General features: G+C 37.0%; 16 protein-coding genes and 1 tRNA gene. 11 read left to right on the top strand and 6 right to left on the bottom strand.

The features are described from left to right. Positions 1 to 478 precede the first annotated feature (478 nt). From can to H4J39_RS05250, 5 genes are all read left to right on the top strand, one after another. On the top strand, positions 479 to 1078 hold the full coding sequence (can, locus tag H4J39_RS05270) for a carbonate dehydratase (RefSeq protein ID WP_182226311.1): 600 nt from the start codon (positions 479 to 481) through the stop codon (positions 1076 to 1078). A gap of 3 nt (positions 1079 to 1081) precedes the next feature. Next, entirely contained in the window at positions 1082 to 1888 is an 807-nt protein-coding gene (cobA, locus tag H4J39_RS05265; protein WP_182226310.1) for a uroporphyrinogen-III C-methyltransferase, read from the top strand. 116 nt (positions 1889 to 2004) lie between these two features. Further along, a complete protein-coding gene (locus tag H4J39_RS05260) occupies positions 2005 to 2550 on the top strand; it encodes a PH domain-containing protein (protein ID WP_182226309.1) in 546 nt (181 codons plus the stop codon). Further along, positions 2543 to 4141 carry a PH domain-containing protein gene (locus tag H4J39_RS05255; RefSeq protein ID WP_259368759.1) on the top strand — a complete coding sequence of 533 codons (1599 nt, stop codon included), beginning with the start codon at positions 2543 to 2545 and terminating at the stop codon, positions 4139 to 4141. Before H4J39_RS05260 ends, H4J39_RS05255 begins: the two co-directional genes overlap by 8 nt. 6 nt (positions 4142 to 4147) lie before the next feature. Further along, positions 4148 to 4798, top strand: coding sequence for a sulfotransferase (locus tag H4J39_RS05250; RefSeq protein ID WP_182226307.1), 651 nt, complete (start codon positions 4148 to 4150; stop codon positions 4796 to 4798). Positions 4799 to 4852: 54 nt separating this feature from the next. Here H4J39_RS05250 and H4J39_RS05245 read toward each other — a convergent pair whose 3' ends face one another. Then, positions 4853 to 5224, bottom strand: a complete 372-nt coding sequence (locus tag H4J39_RS05245) for a DUF2750 domain-containing protein (RefSeq protein WP_182226306.1) — start codon at positions 5222 to 5224, stop codon at positions 4853 to 4855. Positions 5225 to 5873: 649 nt separating this feature from the next. Here H4J39_RS05245 and H4J39_RS05240 point away from each other — a divergent pair. The 3 genes from H4J39_RS05240 to cydB all read left to right on the top strand — a co-directional run bounded on the left by H4J39_RS05240 (position 5874) and on the right by cydB (position 8906). Continuing rightward, positions 5874 to 6419: a GbsR/MarR family transcriptional regulator gene (locus H4J39_RS05240; protein WP_182226305.1), complete on the top strand. Its 546-nt coding sequence runs from the start codon at positions 5874 to 5876 to the stop codon at positions 6417 to 6419. A 117-nt stretch (positions 6420 to 6536) separates the two neighbouring features. Continuing rightward, positions 6537 to 7904, top strand: coding sequence for a cytochrome ubiquinol oxidase subunit I (locus H4J39_RS05235; RefSeq protein ID WP_182226304.1), 1368 nt, complete (start codon positions 6537 to 6539; stop codon positions 7902 to 7904). Between the two features lie 3 nt (positions 7905 to 7907). Then, positions 7908 to 8906, top strand: coding sequence for a cytochrome d ubiquinol oxidase subunit II (cydB, locus tag H4J39_RS05230; protein WP_182226303.1), 999 nt, complete (start codon positions 7908 to 7910; stop codon positions 8904 to 8906). A gap of 171 nt (positions 8907 to 9077) precedes the next feature. Here cydB and secF read toward each other — a convergent pair whose 3' ends face one another. The 5 genes from secF to queA all read right to left on the bottom strand — a co-directional run bounded on the left by secF (position 9078) and on the right by queA (position 14715). Then, entirely contained in the window at positions 9078 to 10025 is a 948-nt protein-coding gene (gene secF, locus H4J39_RS05225) for a protein translocase subunit SecF (RefSeq protein WP_182226302.1), read from the bottom strand. A gap of 13 nt (positions 10026 to 10038) precedes the next feature. Next, positions 10039 to 11886, bottom strand: coding sequence for a protein translocase subunit SecD (gene secD, locus H4J39_RS05220; RefSeq protein WP_182226301.1), 1848 nt, complete (start codon positions 11884 to 11886; stop codon positions 10039 to 10041). Positions 11887 to 11994: 108 nt separating this feature from the next. Beyond that, entirely contained in the window at positions 11995 to 12330 is a 336-nt protein-coding gene (gene yajC, locus H4J39_RS05215) for a preprotein translocase subunit YajC (protein ID WP_182181922.1), read from the bottom strand. 57 nt (positions 12331 to 12387) lie between these two features. Next, positions 12388 to 13503, bottom strand: coding sequence for a tRNA guanosine(34) transglycosylase Tgt (tgt, locus tag H4J39_RS05210; RefSeq protein WP_182226345.1), 1116 nt, complete (start codon positions 13501 to 13503; stop codon positions 12388 to 12390). A 162-nt stretch (positions 13504 to 13665) separates the two neighbouring features. Beyond that, positions 13666 to 14715, bottom strand: coding sequence for a tRNA preQ1(34) S-adenosylmethionine ribosyltransferase-isomerase QueA (gene queA, locus H4J39_RS05205; protein ID WP_182226300.1), 1050 nt, complete (start codon positions 14713 to 14715; stop codon positions 13666 to 13668). A 240-nt stretch (positions 14716 to 14955) separates the two neighbouring features. Between queA and aceK the strand changes: the two genes are divergently transcribed. The 3 genes from aceK (at position 14956) to H4J39_RS05190 (ending at position 20275) form a co-directional block, all read left to right on the top strand. Next, the gene (gene aceK / locus H4J39_RS05200) at positions 14956 to 16689 is read left to right on the top strand and encodes a bifunctional isocitrate dehydrogenase kinase/phosphatase (protein ID WP_182226299.1); all 1734 of its coding nucleotides are present in this window, start codon (positions 14956 to 14958) and stop codon (positions 16687 to 16689) included. Positions 16690 to 16854: 165 nt separating this feature from the next. Beyond that, positions 16855 to 16931, top strand: a tRNA-Trp gene (locus tag H4J39_RS05195). A 179-nt stretch (positions 16932 to 17110) separates the two neighbouring features. After that, positions 17111 to 20275: an EAL domain-containing protein gene (locus tag H4J39_RS05190; RefSeq protein WP_182226298.1), complete on the top strand. Its 3165-nt coding sequence runs from the start codon at positions 17111 to 17113 to the stop codon at positions 20273 to 20275.

The following is a 20275-nucleotide window of genomic DNA, read 5'->3' as shown; positions in this document are numbered from 1 at the left end:
AAAAAAACCATTTTATTTTAGCTATCCTTAAACGAATTAATGGTTCATCGCTCAGATAAAATATAAATAGGAAATCAATATATGTCTATCATCGCAATTTTTATGGGATATATACTTCTAAAACTTTATACATCAAAACCACATCATCAAAAGCCTGACCATTGAACTTTTATTGACTCCATCTAAATTACCGCCTTTTTAGTTTACGGGCGTGTTCAATTTTATTGAGTCAGAAGAACAAAACCAGCTCCTCGACTATTTTATTCTTTACCTTAAGCACTTTTTTCTGTTTTTACTCGCCTATGTCGAACAGCTACCGTTGCCATTAGCATGCTTACATTGAATTTCAATTGTGACGATTACACCTAAGTTATTAACGAAAGAGATATACGTCATAAATAATTGATCTGACATTTTTCTTTCACTTCACTCGGTATTCTCATAAAATCAATCTATCGATTATTTATCAAGGTATTCCGTGACTTCTATTCAACATTTGTTCGATAATAATCAGCAATGGGCTGACAACATAAAAAAAGAAGACCCACATTTTTTTAAACGTTTGTCAGAACAACAAAAGCCAGAATATTTATGGATAGGATGTTCTGATTCAAGAGTACCAGCTAATGAATTACTCGGTATGTCTCCAGGTGAAGTTTTTGTTCATCGTAATATTGCTAACCAAGTTATTCATACCGATTTAAATTGCCTTTCTGTTATTCAATTTGCTGTCGAAAACCTTAAAGTTAAGCATATAATAGTGTGTGGTCACTATGGCTGTGGTGGCATCATAGCTTCGATTGATAATAAGCGCCATGGATTAATAGATAATTGGCTAGGGCATATTAAAGATGTTTATCGTTTTCACAAAGACCGTCTCGATGCCGTTGAAGATCACCAAACAAAGGTCAATTTACTCTGCGATCTTAATGTGGTTGAACAAGTAGCAAACGTTTGCCATACCACGACATTAGTCAATGCTTGGAAAAAAAACCAAGACGTAACTGTTCATGGCTTTGTGTATAATTTACACGACGGTATTTTGAAAAATTTAAATGTCTCTTGCGATGGTAAATAATTAATGACCTTAACGATACCCGAACCACCGATAAAAAAACAACCTTTCTCTTGTGGCGAGGTTGCCTTAGTTGGCGCAGGTCCGGGTGATCCTGAATTACTGACCTTACAAGCTTTTCGCTTTATCAAGCAAGCTGAAGTTGTTATTTATGACCGCTTAGTGAGCGCAGAAATTTTAGCGTTATTACCTGAAAATTGTGAGCGTATTTATGTGGGCAAAAAACAAGCTGAGCATCGAGTACCTCAAGATGATATTAATCAGTTATTAGTTGATCATGCAAAACAAAATAAAAAAGTTTTACGTTTAAAAGGTGGTGATCCATTTGTTTTTGGTCGAGGTGGTGAAGAGGCACAATTTGCATTAAAACACGATATTGCCTGTCATATCGTGCCTGGAATGACAGCCGCTTCTGCATGTACAAGTTATGTTGGCATTCCTTTAACTCATCGACAAGTTGCTCAAAGTTGTACTTTCATTACCGGCAATGTACAAAACAACGGGGAATTATCACTACCTTGGCACACTCTCACCGATAATAAACAAACCGTCGTTTTTTACATGGGCATTAAAAGTTTACCGATAATTAGTGAGCAACTCATTAAAGCCGGTCGTATAGGTTCTACGCCAGCAGCCCTTATTTACAAAGGCACAAATCCTGAGCAACATGTTTACCGAGGCACTTTAGCAGGGTTAAATCATTTGGTTGAGTTGCATAACATAAAACCACCAACGCTGGTGATTATTGGCGATGTTGTTAACACTTTTGATGAAAAACACTTAATAAATTTAGGTTATTTATCACCAAAATAATAAATGGGCAGTAAACTTCACGCTCAGTGCTTCACCACTATTGATGATATTTTACCTTGGGCTTAACATTCCCCTGATAAAAATCGTAATCACTTTAAATGACAGGAATAAATACTATGCAGGGAACCGCCAATTTCTCAAACTCCGTATTACCAAGTGAAGATTTACCACACTTAACTAAGCTGAGCTTTGAACATTTATCCCCCCTTTATGCGAAAAGTAATCGTTATATCAGTTTATTTTCTACACTTTTTATTATTTCAGTATTATTTATAGCTCTACTACAACGTTTTATTCCGCTATCGACGACAGCAAACAGCGTTGTTAGTTTTTTTATTGGGGCAACAGCCCTAGTGGGCATTATCAGTATTTTCTACACTATTGTTGCTGACAAAAGAAAGTTTTATGCACTTCGTGAACAAGATCTTAGCTATAAAAGCGGTGTTGTTTTTCGTAAAACGGTTAGCCAACCAATGTTACGTATTCAACATGTAGAATTAAAACGTGGCCCTATTGACCGTAAAATAGGTTTAGCTACACTACAGGTTTTCAGTGCAGGTGGCGCAATGCACACATTTGAAATTCCGGGGTTACCACTAGAGAAAGCGGAGAGCATTCGCCAATTTATTCTTGACCACAAAGATGTTAATCATCATGGATAAATCAACAGAAACCCTAAATAACAACTCAGATGCGACAACGCAACCGAATGAAACGATAAAAAACACTAAAGATTGGCAACGTATATCACCTATCGCTATTATTTATTTTTTAGCTAAATTTGTTACTGGATTTTTAAGTAATATCCTTGTGTTCTTACCCGCATTATATATTGGCTATGATAATTTTATCGCGCATCCCCATCTATGGCTGCCTATAGGTTTAGGCGTGCTCGTGGTTATCATTACCTCTACCTTTTTAAGTTTTTATTTCTTTCAATACCGGTTATATCAAGATCATATTGAAATACGTTCGGGGGTAATTTCAAAGAAATACGTTAACTTGCCTTTTGCTAAAATTCAAAACGTAAAACTTGAGCAACCTATATATTATCGACCTTTTGGCTTTACTTGCTTACAACTTGATACAGCAGGCTCTGCGAAACAAGAAGCAAAGGTCGTCGCCTTAAAAATAGATTTTGCAGAACAACTTAAAAAAGAAATTTTAGCTCAACACCAAGTTGCCTATTCGACCATCACGGATGAAAGTACTAATACAGTAAAAGATTCAACTTCAAATAATAAAAAAAATGAAGTGATTTTAAATACTCGTGGTATCACTGATCTTGTTATTCATGGCATAACCAACAACCGAATTTGGATTTTTATGGGCGGTTTAGCACCATTTCTTGATGACTTTGGACGATATATTGTTGAGTTTTTTAACGGTTTAGGAATTGACCTCGAAAAATTCCTTACCTTTTCAGATAAGCCGATGTGGCAAATTGGTTTATACGCACTGACCTTAACTTTTCTTATTTTATTACCTTTTACGCTTTTCTCTATTGCAGGTTCTATTATTACCTTTTACAACTTCACCTTAAGTAAAGTGGATGACCGTTATATTCGTCGCAGTGGACTATTAACCAAATATGAAGTGATCATGCGTTTATCACGTTTACAAATGGTGGTTCGCCAACAAGATTGGCTTGATGTGATACTAAAACGTATTAACCTTAAATTTGAGCAAAGCAATAGTGCATTAAATCAATATCAAGCGAGTGCGCAAAATAGTCATATTATTGTGCCGTCAATCAACCCAAATGAATGTTTGACCTTAATAAACGATGTTTACCCCAATAATAAGATGATGAGTATCGATTACCACCGTATTAGCAAACGCTTTTTACTGCGCAATATTGGTTATATTCTTTCACCCATGTTTATTCTACTTTCGGTTCTTTTTATCACCCTTGATAAAGCTAATTTTTTAATGGTGTTAACGCCCGGTTATTTATTTATGAGTGTATTAGTTTTTATGCGCTGGCTGCGATGGGGCTATGCTAATGATGATGATTTAATTTATATTCGTAAAGGCTATTTTGGCGTCGACTATACTTGTTTTCCTATTTTTAAAACTCAACAAGTTCAATTTAAACAAAGTTGGTTCCAAGAGCGTCACCAGCTCAGTTCAATAAGAATCGTACTCGCTGCAGGCGCTCAGGACATTCCTTTTATCAAGCAAAAGCTTGCTTATCAATTACTCGACGATGTGCTTTACCAAGTAGAAAGCAGCCAAAAGTCTTGGATGTAGGCCTTAATGAATAATACTAAAATATTTATTATCGGCTTACCTCGCTCTGGCACCACCAGTATTTGTGCAGCAATGCTTGAGCTAGGCTATACCGTTGCACACACCGCTTATACACAAAAAACGTTTGATGAAGCACAAGTCATTGCCGACACCCCCATCTTTGCTGATTTTAAACGTTTAGATAAATTTTATCCTAACAGTAAATTTATTTACTTAGCGCGAAAATCTGACCAGTGGTTACCCTCAATTAAACAGTTGCTACAACGTATGTATATTAATGTGACGCGTGCTGACGGTGGCTTTAATACTATTATTAAACGTTGCTACGTAAGTACATTTTCACCTTTTACATTAGAAAATATCAACAATGACATGTTTTTAGCCCGTTGTTACTTGCAACATAACCATGAAGTGCTGCAATATTTCTCTGAGCGCACGCAAGATTTACTCACAATAGATGTTAGCCAGCCAGCGAGTTACCAACAATTGCTCAGTTTTTTATCAATAGCACAAGGGAGTAATCTAGGAAATTTTGAAAAGCTCAATAGTGGTGGAAAAGTTACCGCATGGAAGGATTTAAAACATGAGAGAAAAATAGAGTCGACTAAAAATGGCCGCATGAGTTTATTAGACTATTTAGAGTTTTCAGCAGAATAACAAAAGCACATTGAGTTTTATAAACATAAAATCAACATGCGCTTTTTATGAATTTTACAAGGCTTCAATTTCAGCAAGAGCTTGGCTAAATTCAGCTAAGTCTAATTCAACGTACTCATTATCCTCAGCTTGATTTGATTCTTCTAGCCAATTAATACCCACAATAACGCCATCTTCACCAAGGTCTTCAAGCCAAAACTCTAACCAGTCGCTTAACGTTATTTTAGTCGGTACATATTCTTGCCATTCATCAATACAATGTATTTGAGCAAGTGCTTGGCTTGACCATAGTGGCATAACGTCAGTGTTTTCAAAGTTAATTGAGTCAAGTACCACCCAATCTTCTCCTGATTTTTCTTGCAGTGCCCAAAACGATTGTGCGGTTTTAACGTCGGCTAAAAAGGTGCTTAAAATTGTTGAATTCATAATTATTTATATCAATTAAGTGATGAGCAGACATTAATTATCTCACACCGTACTCGCTTCTAACATAACAATTTATAGTAAAAGTACTTTAGGATTATCTGCTAGGCAAAAAAAAGCCGCGTAAGTTACGCGGCGTAAAAACATTTGCAAGGGAGTAACAAACGTTTGGTTTAAGAGCTTAACCCTTAAGAACTAGAGTAATTATACTAATAATTAGTATCATGTAAAGCATTCATGTAATTAAAATACAAAAAAAACATTATTTAATCAAATAAACTCATACAAACTCATATAAACTCCATGATAATTGAATTAGTGTTATAAAATTCCACCTTGTCGTAATAATGTTACTCATACGAGATATTAATTACCCGTTATTCTTTAAGTATTCCCTTCGCCAAAGCTAAAAGTAACGTGTTAATTTTAATGATGAGTCATTGATATAATAACGGTTTAAATACGTTGACCTTAACGTTTAACAAATCAACGCGTCCACTAAGACAATAACCTTTCATACCCCCTTTATCTTCACTTTATTTCAAATCTACATTCCTGATAAATAAAGCGCCCCAAAGACATAAAAAAGCTTGATCTAAATCAAGAACAGTTTAAACTTTCAGAAATTACTGAAAGTTCAGAAGACTTAATTATGATAATGACAACTAAAATTGAATCGTTTGTTATGCACTGTGGGGAAATGGGCAGTCGCTGGGGCTTTAACCGCACTGTTGGTCAAATGTATGGCCTACTAACCATTCATAACGAACCACTTACCGCGGTACAAATATCTGAAGCACTCAATATATCTCGTGGCAATGTCAGCATGGGTATTAAAGAATTGCAGTCTTGGCGATTAGTACAAGTACAGCATAAACCTAAAGACCGCAAAGAATATTACTCGCCTGCAGGCTCTATCTGGGAAATGGCAATACGCATATTTGAAGAGCGCCGCAAACGTGAAGTTGACCCGACACTGTCATTATTACGCGATAATTTGTTAGATGAACCCGCTAACCCTCAAGAGCAATATGCGCAAGAAAGAATGCATGAAATGCATGATCTGCTTGAAACTATTACTCATTGGGCTTCAGAGCTACAAAGTATGAGTCCAGATAAACTCAACACCCTGATGAAGCTTGGGGCTGGTGTAAGCAAGGTTATAGATATGAAGGATAAGTTTTTGAAAAAAAACTAAACAAATACTTTTCTATTTTTAATCATTTAAAAACATCCAAAGTGGTAAGAATTATCACATTAATACGTTAATCCCATCAACACTCAACAGTGTTCAAGCGGGTTTATGGAGTAAATCATGTTAGAAACCTTAATGCTCTCGCGCATACAGTTTGCCGCTAATATTAGTTTTCATATTTTATTTCCCACAATAACCATCGCCCTTAGCTGGTTTTTGTTTTACTTCAAATTACGTTTTGATCAAACCGGTGATCCAGTTTGGATGCGCGCATACCGTTTTTGGGTTAAAATTTTTGCCCTCACCTTTGCAATAGGTGTAGTTACCGGTATTACCATGTCGTTTCAATTTGGTACCAACTGGCCAAAGTTTATGGAAACTGTCGGTAATATTGCTGGTCCATTATTAGGCTATGAAGTGCTAACCGCATTCTTTTTAGAAGCCGGGTTTTTGGGGATTATGTTATTTGGTATGAACCGAGTTTCCGCTCGAATACATACGTTATCAACGCTAATTGTTGCTTTTGGCACCAGTTTGTCGTCCTTTTGGATTTTAGCGCTTAATTCTTGGATGCAAACACCTCAAGGCCATGAAATGAGAGATGGAGTGGCCTATCCAGTTGATTGGTTCGCTATTATTTTTAATCCATCGTTCCCCTACAAATTATCTCACATGCTAGTTGCATCAGGTTTAACCGCCGCCTTTTTAGTAGCAGGCATTAGTGCTTATCGATTACTAAAAGGTGACGATAAAAAAGCGCCAAAATTAACCCTCAAAATAGCATTAACCGTAGCGGCTATACTTGCGCCTACCCAAATATTTCTAGGCGATATGCATGGTTTAAATACGTTAGAGCATCAACCACAAAAAATTGCAGCAATGGAAGGTATTTGGCATACCGAAAAAGGTGCACCTTTATTATTATTTGCCCTACCTGATGAAGAGCAGAAGACCAATAATTTTGAAATCGCAATCCCTAAGATGGCAAGCTTTATATTAACGCATGATTTAAATGGCGAAATAAAAGGCTTAAACGAATTTGAAGGTAATCACCCCCCTGTTGCGCCTGTGTTTTTTGCTTTTAGAGTTATGGTTGGCTTAGGTATGCTGATGCTTGCTATCGCTTGGCTTAGCCGCTTTTTATTATGGCGCAAAAATCAATTACCTCCTTGGTTGTTAAAAACCCTTGTTGTGATGAGTTTTTCTGGCTGGATAGCGACATTAGCAGGTTGGTATGTCACTGAAATTGGCCGCCAACCTTGGTTAGTAACAGGGATTTTAACGGTGAAAGATGCTGCGACAGATATAGCACCAGAAAACGTAGGCATCACACTAACACTTTATTTGGTTTTATACGTTGTCATTATGGTTGCTTATTTACACACCATTTTCACTATGGCTGGACGTGCCATTGAAATAGAAGAAATCAGTATTGATGAACAGGTTAAGCCGGTAATTAATACTCCAACAAACACGGTTGAGGGCTAGATTATGTTTGAAGAATATACATTAGCAATAATTTTTGTCTCATTGATGGGCTTTTCAATTTTACTTTATGCCGTATTAGATGGCTTTGATTTGGGGGTTGGTATATTGCTCCCTCTTGATCAAACAGACAACGCCGATACGATGATAGCGTCAATTGGCCCATTCTGGGATGCGAACGAAACTTGGCTGGTACTCGCAATTGGCTTATTGCTTATCGCATTTCCAGCAGCACACAGTTACATATTTAAAGAACTATACTTACCAACCGCAATTTTGTTAATTAGCTTAGTCTTGCGCGGTGTTGCTTTTGATTTTCGTGCAAAAGCCGCCTTTAGCCATAAACCTACTTGGAACAGAGTCTTTAAAGGAGGCTCATTGGTTGCCTCTCTGAGCCAAGGCTATATGTTAGGCATGTATGTTATGGGCTTTGAAGCCACTTTAGCCGCTTACAGTTTTAGCTTATTAAGTGCCTTTGGTGTTGCCGCCGCTTATAGTTATATAGGGGCGTGTTGGTTAATTATGAAAACTGAAGGCGAGTTACAAATACAAGCCGTTGCTTGGGCTAGAAAAACAGCTTTGGTTTGTTTTATCGGTGTTATTACGGTATCGCTCGTTAACCCGTTAATAAATCCTAATGTCTATGACAAGTGGTTCTCTTCACCTAATGCATTGATGATATTACCTTTACCTTTTATTTGCTTTGCGCTGTTTATTTTTAGCTTTATTCAATTGAAGCAGTTACCTAAGGTCAATGATAAAGGTTGTTGGCGCCCCTTTGTAGCTGCGGTTGCCATATTTACTTTATGTTTCTTTGGTTTAGCTTTTAGCTTTTTCCCTTATATTGTGCCAAATAAGCTGACTATCTGGGAAACAGCATCAGCACCTGAATCTTTAAACTTTGTTTTGTGGGGCACTATCATTGTGGTCCCAGTAATATTTAGTTATACCGCATTTTCTTATCGGGTATTTTGGGGCAAGGTAAGAGAGCTAAGATACCATTAACGGTTCATCTTATAACTTAACGTGAGTATCAAGATAGAGTGGATAAGCTATTACGCCTGAGTATCCATTCATCATTTTATCCTTTGGCTCTTCCCATCAGCTTTCATTAGGCAATAAAAAGCCGAGTATCATACTCGGCTTTTGGTTAAACACTCATTGTCTTTATCTGAGTTAAGGTGTCATCTCTTCTTGATCTGCACCTTCTTTGTCAATAACTTCTGGTATCAAATCTTCTTTAGAAATACCAAAAGCAAGCGCAACAGAACTTGCCACATAGATAGACGAGTAAGTACCGACAAACACACCAAATAATAACGCGGTTGCGAAACCATGAATAAGCTCACCACCTCTAAAGAATAGCGCGGCGAGTACTAATAACGTCGTTATTGACGTGATAAACGTACGACTTAACGTTTGCGTTAATGAAATATTGATAATATCTGCGGGGCCACCTTCACGTAACTTCCGAAAATTTTCTCGAATACGGTCAGAAACTACGATGGTATCATTGAGTGAATAACCGATAACCGCGAGAATCGCCGCGAGTACTGTCAGGTCAAACTCAAGTTTTAACACCGAGAATAAACCAAGCGTTAACAATACATCATGAAACAACGCAAACACCGAGCCTAAAGCAAAACGCCATTCAAAGCGAAATGCTACGTAAACAAGAATACAGATCAGTGCGGTTAACATCGCTAAGCCGCCTTGCTCTGCTAATTCATCGCCAACACTGCCGCCAACAAATTCTATGCGGCGCATTTCCATGTTTTGCCCTGTGCCTTCTTGTAAAGCGCTGAGTACTTCATTACCAAGCATCTCAACGTTTAAACCTTCACGCTCAGCTAAACGAATAACCACATCACGACTACTGCCATATAACTGCACAACAGCATCGGGATAGCCACTATTGTCCATGACTTCACGAATTTTATTTAAATCAGCGGCTTTCTCAAACCCCACCTCAATTAACGTACCACCCGTAAAATCTAGGCCGAAGTTTAATTTATTGGTCGCTAATGAAAATACTGAAGCAAGCATCAATAAAATACTAAATATCAATGCTCCCTTGCGGTAGCTCATAAAGGCGATAGTTTCTTTTACTTGTAAAATTTGCATAAATATCTGCGCCCTATATTGAAAGTTTGTCGAGACGTTTTCCGCCCCAAACAATATTAACTATGGTTCGTGTACCAACAACCGCAGTAAACATTGAGGTAAGAATACCGATAGATAAGGTTATCGCGAAGCCTTTAATCGGACCTGTACCAATAGCATACAAAATAAGCGCCGCAATCAGTGTAGTGATATTGGCATCAATAATGGTTGAAAATGCCGCATCATACCCTTGATGAATAGATTGTTGAACCGATTTACCATCACGCATTTCTTCTCGGATACGCTCAAAGATAAGCACGTTAGCATCAACGGCCATACCAACCGTTAATACAATACCTGCCATACCCGGTAACGTTAACGTTGCTCCTGGAATTAAAGACATCACACCAATAATTAAGACTAAGTTAGCGCCCAACGCTAAATTTGCAACCACACCAAAAGCACGGTAATAAATAATCATAAAAATAAAGACTAAGCCAAAACCCATTAAAATAGCTTGAAAGCCGAGTTGAACGTTTTCAGCACCTAATGTTGGACCAACAGTTCGCTCTTCTACAATTTGAATAGGCGCAACTAATGCTCCAGCACGTAATAATAACGCTAAATTATGTGCTTCGCTTTGACTACCTGCCCCAGTAATACGGAAGGTTTTACCTAAACGCGCTTGAATGGTTGCTACAGAGATAACTTCTTCTATTTTTTCAAAAATAGTATTACCTTCAGCATCATTACGGTCAGTCGGCTTATATTCAATAAATACGGTCGCCATTGGTTTGCCAATGTTACTTTTAGTACCGTTTGACATTTTTCCGCCACCGGCAGAATCAAGTGAAATATTAACTTGTGGACGACTGTATTCGTCAAAACTCGAACCTGCATCAACAATATGGTCACCGGTTAGCATCACGCGTTTTTTCAATAAAACAGGGGTGCCGTCACGTTCATACAATAACTTTGAACTCGCTGGTATTCTTCCGTTTAGTGCAGCACTTAAATCGCCATCAGTATCAACCAATCTAAATTCAATAGTAGCAGTCGCGTTTAAAATTTCTTTTGCTTTAGCTGTATCTTGAACACCTGGTAATTCAATGATGATGTGTTTTTGACCTTGGCGTTGCACAAGCGGTTCAGAGACACCCAATTCATTAACACGATTACGAATAATAGTAATGTTTTGTTGCAGGGCATATTCGCGAACTTCTTTAAGCTTTTGATCCGTCATTTTTGCTGATAACGTTAAATTATCAGTATTTTCTGTCATTAAAAAATCACGGTAGCGTTTTTTCAAGAAGTCATGAGCGGCGGTTAAATCTTCAACATTACGAAACTGAACATTAATTGAATCATTCGCTTTTTTGACACTACGGTAGCGAATTTTTTCACCACGCAAATCGGTACGAAAGTCGTCAACTAAGGCTTCTTGCGCTTTAACTATGGCTTCGCTCATGTTTACTTCCATTAGGAAACTAACACCACCACTTAAATCTAAACCTAACTTCATCGGTGTACCGCCAACACTTGCTAACCATGCAGGGGTTGCCGGTGTAAGATTTAACGCCACCGAAAACTTATCACCTAGACTTTCTTCAAGTAAGTCACGGGCACGAAGTTGTTGCTCTGTATCACTAAAACGGACAAGTAATTGACCACTTTCAAGCACAATACTTGAGAATGAAATGTTATTTGCAGTCAATCCACTCTTTACGCTCTCAAGCGTTGCAGCATTGGCTTCAACACCACGTAAACCTGAAACCTGCACGGCAGGGTCTTCAGGGTATAAATTAGGTAAAGCATATAAAGCACCAAAGGCCACTATAAATAGCACCATCAGTGTTTTCCATAAGGGGTATTTGTTTAACACAAGTTCATCCTTTTTATTAACGTTCTTTTAAGTCGTTGTAGGTCAACCATCATGCCAAACTTGCTTAGTTATGCGTCAAGCAAATAACTAACCTACGACAACTTACAATTACAATGACTTCATTGTGCCTTTTGGTAATACCGCGTTTATTGCTGCTTTTTGTAGAACAACTTCAGTTCCTTCTGCAACACTTACTACGATAAAATCTTTTTCGTCTGAAACTTTAACGATTTTCCCAACAATGCCGCCTTGCGTTAAGACTTCATCGCCTTTTGATAATGCTGACATTAAGCCTTTATGCTCTTTTACACGTTTAGCTTGTGGGCGATAGATCATAAAGTAAAAAACCAAGCCAAAAACGGCTAACATGATCAACATTGATGTGCCATCAGCACCTGCTACTGAACCTGATGCTGCGTGTGCTTCACTGATAAATAAACTCATAATTTCCTCTGATTTTTATTGTTAATAAATGGATGATTCTTTTAATTCTATAAATAGCTATTTTAGTTCTGGAACGGGTAACCCGCGTAGCGCATAAAACTCGCTCACGAAGGCATCTAACTTACCTTGCTCTATAGCTGCACGCAATCCTTTCATAACACGCTGATAAAAATGCAAGTTATGTAAAGTATTTAATTGTGAGCCTAGAATTTCATTACACTTATCTAAATGATGTAAATAAGCACGTGAATAGTTTTTACAGGTATAACAGTCACATTCACTGTCTAGTGGCCCAGTATCTGTTTTATGGCTGGCATTACGAATTTTAATAACGCCGTTAGTCACGAATAGGTGACCATTTCGAGCATTACGTGTTGGCATAACACAATCAAACATATCAATGCCGCGACGAACACCTTCAACCAAGTCTTCTGGTTTTCCAACCCCCATAAGATATCGGGGTTTATTTTCAGGGATCAAGGGCGTAGTGTGATCAAGAATGCGGATCATATCTTCTTTAGGTTCACCAACTGACAAACCGCCAATCGCATAACCATCAAACTCAATCGCTTTTAAGCCTTTAACTGAAACTTCTCGTAAGTCTTCATACATGCCGCCTTGAACAATACCAAACAAAGCTGATTGATTATCACCATGAGCATCTTTAGAGCGCTGTGCCCACCGTAATGATAATTCCATTGAGCTTTGTGATTCTTCATGTGATGCAGGATATGGCGTACATTCATCAAAAATCATAACAACATCAGCATCTAAACTGCGCTGTACCTCCATTGAACGTTCAGGCGTAAGCATAATTTTGTCACCGTTAATGGGCGAGCTAAACTTTACCCCTTCTTCGGTGATTTTACGCATTTTACCTAAACTGAACACCTGAAAACCACCAGAGTCTGTAAGAATAGGTTTTTGCCAATTAATGAAATTATGCAAGCCACCAAACTGTTCAACAATTTCAGTACCTGGACGAAGCATTAGGTGAAAAGTATTACCTAGAATAATTTCAGCACCCGTTGCTTCAACATCTTCCATTTTCATACCTTTAACCGTACCGTATGTTCCAACAGGCATAAAAGCGGGGGTTTCAACCGTACCACGGTCAAACGTTAAACGCCCACGGCGCGCTTTACCGTCAGTATTGATTAGCTCATATTTCATTTTGCTTTTTACTGGTTTATTCACTTCTTCTACTATTTTATCGGTCATTTAAGACTGTCTCCAAACCTTCTAGCGAAACAGGCTAGCGGTTATTTATGGTAAATAATTAAACGTTTATCTTATTAAAGCGCCTTAACGCTTTATATTTTTATATTTCTATTTTTACTTTTCAGTTTTCTTTGTTAAGAACATCGCATCGCCATAACTGAAAAATCGATACTTTTCTGTAACAGCATGCTGATACGCGGCCATCATATGTTCATAACCAGAGAAAGCACTCACTAGCATCAACAATGTTGACTCCGATAAGTGAAAATTAGTGATTAATGCATCAATAATTTGAAATTCATAACCTGGGGTAATAAAAATATCAGTATCACCATAAAAAGCAGCAAGGGCTGAACCGTTTTCTTTGGCCGCTTTGGCAGCGCTTTCTATTGAACGAACCGAGGTAGTACCCACAGCAATAACTCGCCCGCCTTTCGCTTTGGTTTTCGCTATTTGTTGAACCACTTCATCAGAAACCTCAACATATTCAGCATGCATAATGTGGTCGGCTATTTCATCAACTTTTACTGGCTGAAAAGTACCCGCACCGACATGTAAAGTGATAAAAGCGAGATCAACACCCTTCGCTTTTATTTTTTCTAATAAGTTTTCGTCGAAGTGCAAACCTGCGGTAGGGGCAGCAACTGCTCCTGGTTTTTCATTATAAACAGTTTGATATCTTTCGCGGTCGCTGTCTTCATCAGGGCGATCAATGTAAGGAGGTAAAGGCATATGCCCTATTGCTTCAAGTACAGATAAAACAGATTGTTCACCGTGTATTTCAAGCTCAAATAAAGCACCTTGTCGACCCAACATCGTCGCCGAAACTTTATCTTCTAACCTTAATTTATTACCCACTTTAAGTGGTTTACTCGCGCGAACATGTGCAAGAAAACGTTTGTCATCGAGGATCCTTTCAACCAAGACCTCAAGTTTCCCACCACTTTCTTTTTGTCCAAACATACGCGCGGGTATAACGCGGGTGTTATTAAAAATAAGTAAATCGCCAGCATTAAGTTGTTCAATAATATCGGTAAATCCGAGATCAATAATATCGCCATTATTGCCATTAACAGACATTAAACGACTTGAAGTACGATCCGCTTTCGGATATCGGGCAATAAGTTCTTCGGGTAAATCAAAAGAAAAGTCAGCTACGCGCATGTTAATACCAATTCAAACTACTATTTTAAGAGAATAAAAAACGCGTAATTTTAGTGCTCAGCGCCAACAATAGCAAGTAATAACGCTGATACGGTGGGAATAAAGGATGAATAGATGTTAAATATAAAATAGCTCTATATTTACCTTGTTTATAATCATCATATTGGAAACTTTATCTCCCCTTTTTAGCAATTTATCGTATGCTGAAATTATCAGAATATTTTAAGTTGAATAATCATCATGAAAAACATTGCTTTTGCTATCGCCAAAACTATTCTTAATGGTTTTGAACGTCATATTTATCTTTTTAGTGAAATTACCCAATCAGCAAAAAAACGCTTTGAACTCTGCCAGTGGCAAGCAGTGCAAGACGCGGCAAGGAGTCGAACCGACTTTTATGATAAACGTGTTGAAGAAACGTTAGAGACGATAAAAAAAGACTTTTTTATCTCAGAGCTCGATGAGCTTTTATGGCAAAACGTAAAGCAAAGCTACATGACGTTATTAAAAGAACACCATCAGCCAGAGCTTGCGGAAAGTTTTTATAATTCCATTTTTTGTCATTTGTTCGAGCGTAAGTATTACCATAATGCTTTTATTTTTGTCAAAAGTACGGTTGAGCAAATGGAAAACATTTCTAGCCCGGTGATTTACACCCGCTACTCTCCCAGTGAGTTAGGCCTTGAGCAAACCATTGTCACCATTATGACTAACACAAACTTCAATGTGCCGTTTGTTGATTTAGATAGAGATATCAAGAGTCTGATAAAATCTTTTCGTAAACACGCGCACAAAACACGATATAAACTCAGCGAATTAAAATTCGATATTCTCGACTTTATATTCTATCGAAATAAAGGCGCTTATATTATTGGGCGAGTTATATCTCCTGCTGGGGAAACACCTTTTATTGTCCCTATTATTAATAATGAAAAAACTGGCGACCAAGCTGGCCTATATATTGACGCATTATTAACTGAAGGTGCCAAAATGGCGGTGGTATTTGGTTTTGCACGCGCTTACTTTTTTGTCGACTGTCAGCACCCTTTTGCATTAGTACAGTTTCTCAAACGATTAATTCCTCATAAAACCTTAGCTGACTTGTATTCAGCCATTGGCTTTCATAAACAAGGTAAAACCCAATTTTATCGTGATTTTCTCAATCACCTTGAGGCCAGTGACGATAAGTTTGAATTAGCTGCAGGCATTAAAGGAATGGTGATGTCAGTATTTACCCTCCCTTCTTATCCATATGTTTTCAAAATCATAAAAGATAAATTTGCTCCCAGCAAGAACATGACAAAACAAGATGTAAAGGGAAAGTATAGGTTAGTAAAATTACATGACAGAGTCGGACGAATGGCCGATACCATGGAGTATTCTGAAGTTGCTTTTCCAAAAGACCGCTTCAGTGAAGCACTGTTAAATGAACTGCTCAGTGTTGCTCAATCTATAATTCGTTTTGAAGACGAATTAGTGATCATCAAACATTTATATATTGAACGCCGCATGACCCCACTTAATTTATATTTAGCGAAAGCGAGCGATAGTGAAATTGAAGAGGCGATGTACGGTTACGGTAGTGCCATAAAACAGTTAATTGCCGCTGATATTTTCCCTGGAGACATGTTATTAAAAAACTTCGGTGTAACACGCCACGGACGAGTCATATTCTATGATTATGATGAAATTACCTATATGGATGAAGTCAATTTTCGAGTCAAGCCAGAAGCAATCACTGAGGAACAAATTTATGCAGCAGAACCTTGGTATTCTGTGGCCCCTGGCGATATGTTTCCTGAAGAAATTGCGACTTTCGCATTAGCAAACACTAAGTATCGAAATGCATTTTTACTTCATCATGCTGATTTATTAGAAGCTAGCTTTTGGCAACAGTGCCAAAAAAATGTGGCGGCAGGGAAATTTGAGGATGTATTCCCTTACCCAGAAGCGCTTCGATTTTGTAATAACTAATTAAATATAAATTTATCAATAAGGGGGAGTTAACACATAAAGTGAATAAACTGCCCTTAAAACCAACGCAATGTTGATATTTTAAGCAAACGAGCATTTATTTCATTTATTTTTACGTTAGCGCTTTACCTTTGCAATTGCTTGGGTATAATTCGAATCCGTTGCAGGGGTGTAGTTCCAATTGGTAGAACAGCGGTCTCCAAAACCGACGGTTGGGAGTTCGAATCTCTCCACCCCTGCCAATTCTTCTTATAGCTTTTCCTAGCTATTTCAGATAAATACCAAAATAAATATATTTTATGACAGAGTAATTAAAAATTATTTTGTACATATGTTCATAATATTTTTATCTTTGAGTGAAGTAATGAAAATATAAACTATAATATATTTATTACTTCTCATATTATCTGACTGGATAAATTTGACAATTTTTAATGCTGTTCCTCAAATAAAATGGTCTTTGCTATTATTTTTCACTTTATATTTTATAATATTTGCCTCTATAGCATCAGAAGTTAATAACGAAGAAGTTCTATACCAGCATTATCAATCAATCCGCAATAATAGTTCGATATCACCTCAAGAAAAAGCCCCGCTTTATGCTCAATTACTCAAAAAAGCAGTAATACTTGATAACAATATATTTCAAGCATTGATCATTAACCAATTACATTACAGTTCAATATTAAAAGCAGATAAAATAAAAGCTCAACAATGGTTAGAGCGATATAAAGTAACCCTAAATAGCATCAATTCAAAACAATCTTTACTCGCACTCAATATCTTACTTAAAAAAAATCAGTTAGTTGAATTTCAAAATGACCAACAGCACTTATCCGCCTTAAAAATATCTTTAACTCTATTTAACCAATTTGACGGTATGACGATCCAAAGAAAAAAAAGCCTTATCAATGGAAATGCCTACCTAACCGATTTAGATCTCGCTGATATTAATAATTTAACGGGTATTTCTTACTTTTCGATTGGTGATTATGATAAAGCCCAACAATATTTTATAACGAGTGTGCGTTTATTTGAAAAGTTAGGGTTTTTAAAAGGAGTAGCGGCTACGCTCAATAATTTATCATTAATTAGTTGGGCACAAAGGGATTTTCATGCCGCGCTAAAATATTTAGAAAGACCTATAAAGATATCGCAACAATTTGGCGACAGTGCCCATTACATTATAAATATTTCAAACCAGGGTATTTATTATACCGAATTAAAACAATTTGATAATGCGATCGCGTCTTATAAAAAAGCGATTAATCACCCTGATAGTAAACAATTTCCAAAAGAGACTTTAGGCGCCATTATTGGTTTGGCTGAGACCTATATTATGGTTAATGAACTCACTATGGCAGAACAACAATTAAAAGAAGCTTTACAATTAAGCACCGCGACTAAAAATAAAAAGTCACAGATAAGCGCTGAAGGTCTTATGGGTGATATTTATTTACTGCAAGGAAAAATCCCACAAGCGTTAACTATTTTTAATCGCGCATTATTTTATTATCAAGAGACAAGGCTTCAACAACTTGAAGCAGAAACCTACAAACGTATCAGCAAAGCCTATCAAGCGCAGCAAAAGTGGCAGCAAGCCTTCGACTTCTACGAGAAACATACCTTATTAATAAATAAACTTAATGATGATGCACGGCAAAAGTCTGTTGATGTGCTCCAAAATCAATATAAAGCAGAAGTAAGACAAAGAAAAATAAACTTATTACAAGCGGAAAATCAGTTAAAAACAGTAGAACTTATGGCCGTTAAAAATCAAGGTTTGGTGACTATTGTGATTAGTATATTCGCTTTAGTGATTTTACTACTGACCGTAAACCACTACCACATTCGTAAGGAAAAAGTGCGCTTAACACGCCATAACAAAGCAATTAGAGCCAATGAAAAGCAGCTAATGTTGTTATCTATTGCGTTTAAGAATACCGCTGATGCGGTATGGATAACCAATAAAGACTTTGAAATTGAAGTGGTCAATAATGCTTACGTCACTCATACCCACAAACACAAGTCTGAAGTAATCGGCCAAAAAGTTGTTTTTGCAGAAACACATGATCAACCAGCTAACTTATCTGAAAAATTACGTACTCTAGCGATGATAAACGGTAGTTGGTTAGGAGAGCTTTATGATCAAAAATCTACCGGTGAAGTATATTGTATAGAATTAGAGATTGAGGCCATAAAAAATGATAATAATGAAATTATTCATTACCTAGGCGTTTTTAGAGACATTACTGAAAAAGTTAAAATTCAACAACAATTAAGTAAACTTGCTACACACGATGATCTAACTGAACTACCAAACAGAACCCTACTCCATGAATTAATTATTCAATCATCATTGAATTCACAACGTTCTCAAAGATCACCAACCATCTTACTACTTGATGTAAATAGCTTTAAAAAAATTAACGACACTTATGGTCATAATGCCGGAGATGAAGTCATTTGTGAAATAGCTAAACGCTTAAGCAAGACATTATATCCAAAAGATGTAATTGCGCGTATTAATGGTGCTGAATTTTGTATTTTAGTAGAGCTTTCAGATCCTAAATATGGAGCAACAGCGGTAGCACGTAAAATACTCTCTTGTTTTGAAGCTGCATACACCTTTGATAAACAACAACTCATAGTTACGGCAAGTATTGGTATAACACGATACCCTGAAGATGCAGTTACCCCTCAAGAGCTATTACGAAAAGCCGCGCTAGCAATTTTTGATATTAAAGCGCGAAAAAAGAATGAATATCAGTTTTTCGAACAACGTATGAATAGTGAAGTCGCAGAGCAGTTAGCCCAAGAACAAAGGCTGGTAAACGCTATAAAAAATAAGGTGTTTGAATTTTATTATCAACCTTTTGTCGATACTAAGACGGGCATAATTTCAGGTGCCGAAGCCTTGATAAGATGGGTTGAACCTGATGGGAATATTATTTACCCCGACAGCTTCATTCCATTTTCTGAAAAGCTCGGCTTGATAGACCAAATAGATAAAATTGCGATTGATAAAGTTTTTATGCAAGTCGCCTTATGGCAAGAAAAATCAATAAATTTTGGACCTATCTCAATCAATGTTTCTGCCAAAATGTTTTCTGACCCACAGAGCCTTATCTCTCTCTTAACAGGTAAGTTAAAGCAATATAATGTAATACCGTCGCGAATAAAAATTGAAATTACTGAAGGCATGTTGCTTGAAAAAATAGACTTAGCCATTTCCACAATGAAGCAGCTTAAAATACTTGGCTTCAAACTTTCTTTAGATGATTTTGGTACAGGTTTTTCCTCTTTAAATTATTTAAAACAATTTCCTATCGATATTCTGAAAATAGATAGATCATTTATCATGGGGATGCATGAATCTACTGTCGATCAAAGTATTGTACGATCTATTATCAACTTAGCTGATAATCTAAATTTAAGTGTTGTCGCTGAAGGCGTAGAGTTAACCGAACATTTAGAGTTTCTTCAACAACTAAATTGTCAGGAATATCAAGGCTACTATTTCAGTAAAGCCATCTCTTTAATAGAAATAGAACAGCTAGTCATGGCGCAAAAACAAGATAAGTAA

The sequence above is a fragment of the Colwellia sp. Bg11-12 genome, assembly GCF_014076955.1.
GTDB lineage: Bacteria > Pseudomonadota > Gammaproteobacteria > Enterobacterales > Alteromonadaceae > Colwellia_A.
Note: the sequence above shows the minus strand (reverse complement) of the source record. Positions and strands in the feature narration are given on the sequence as shown.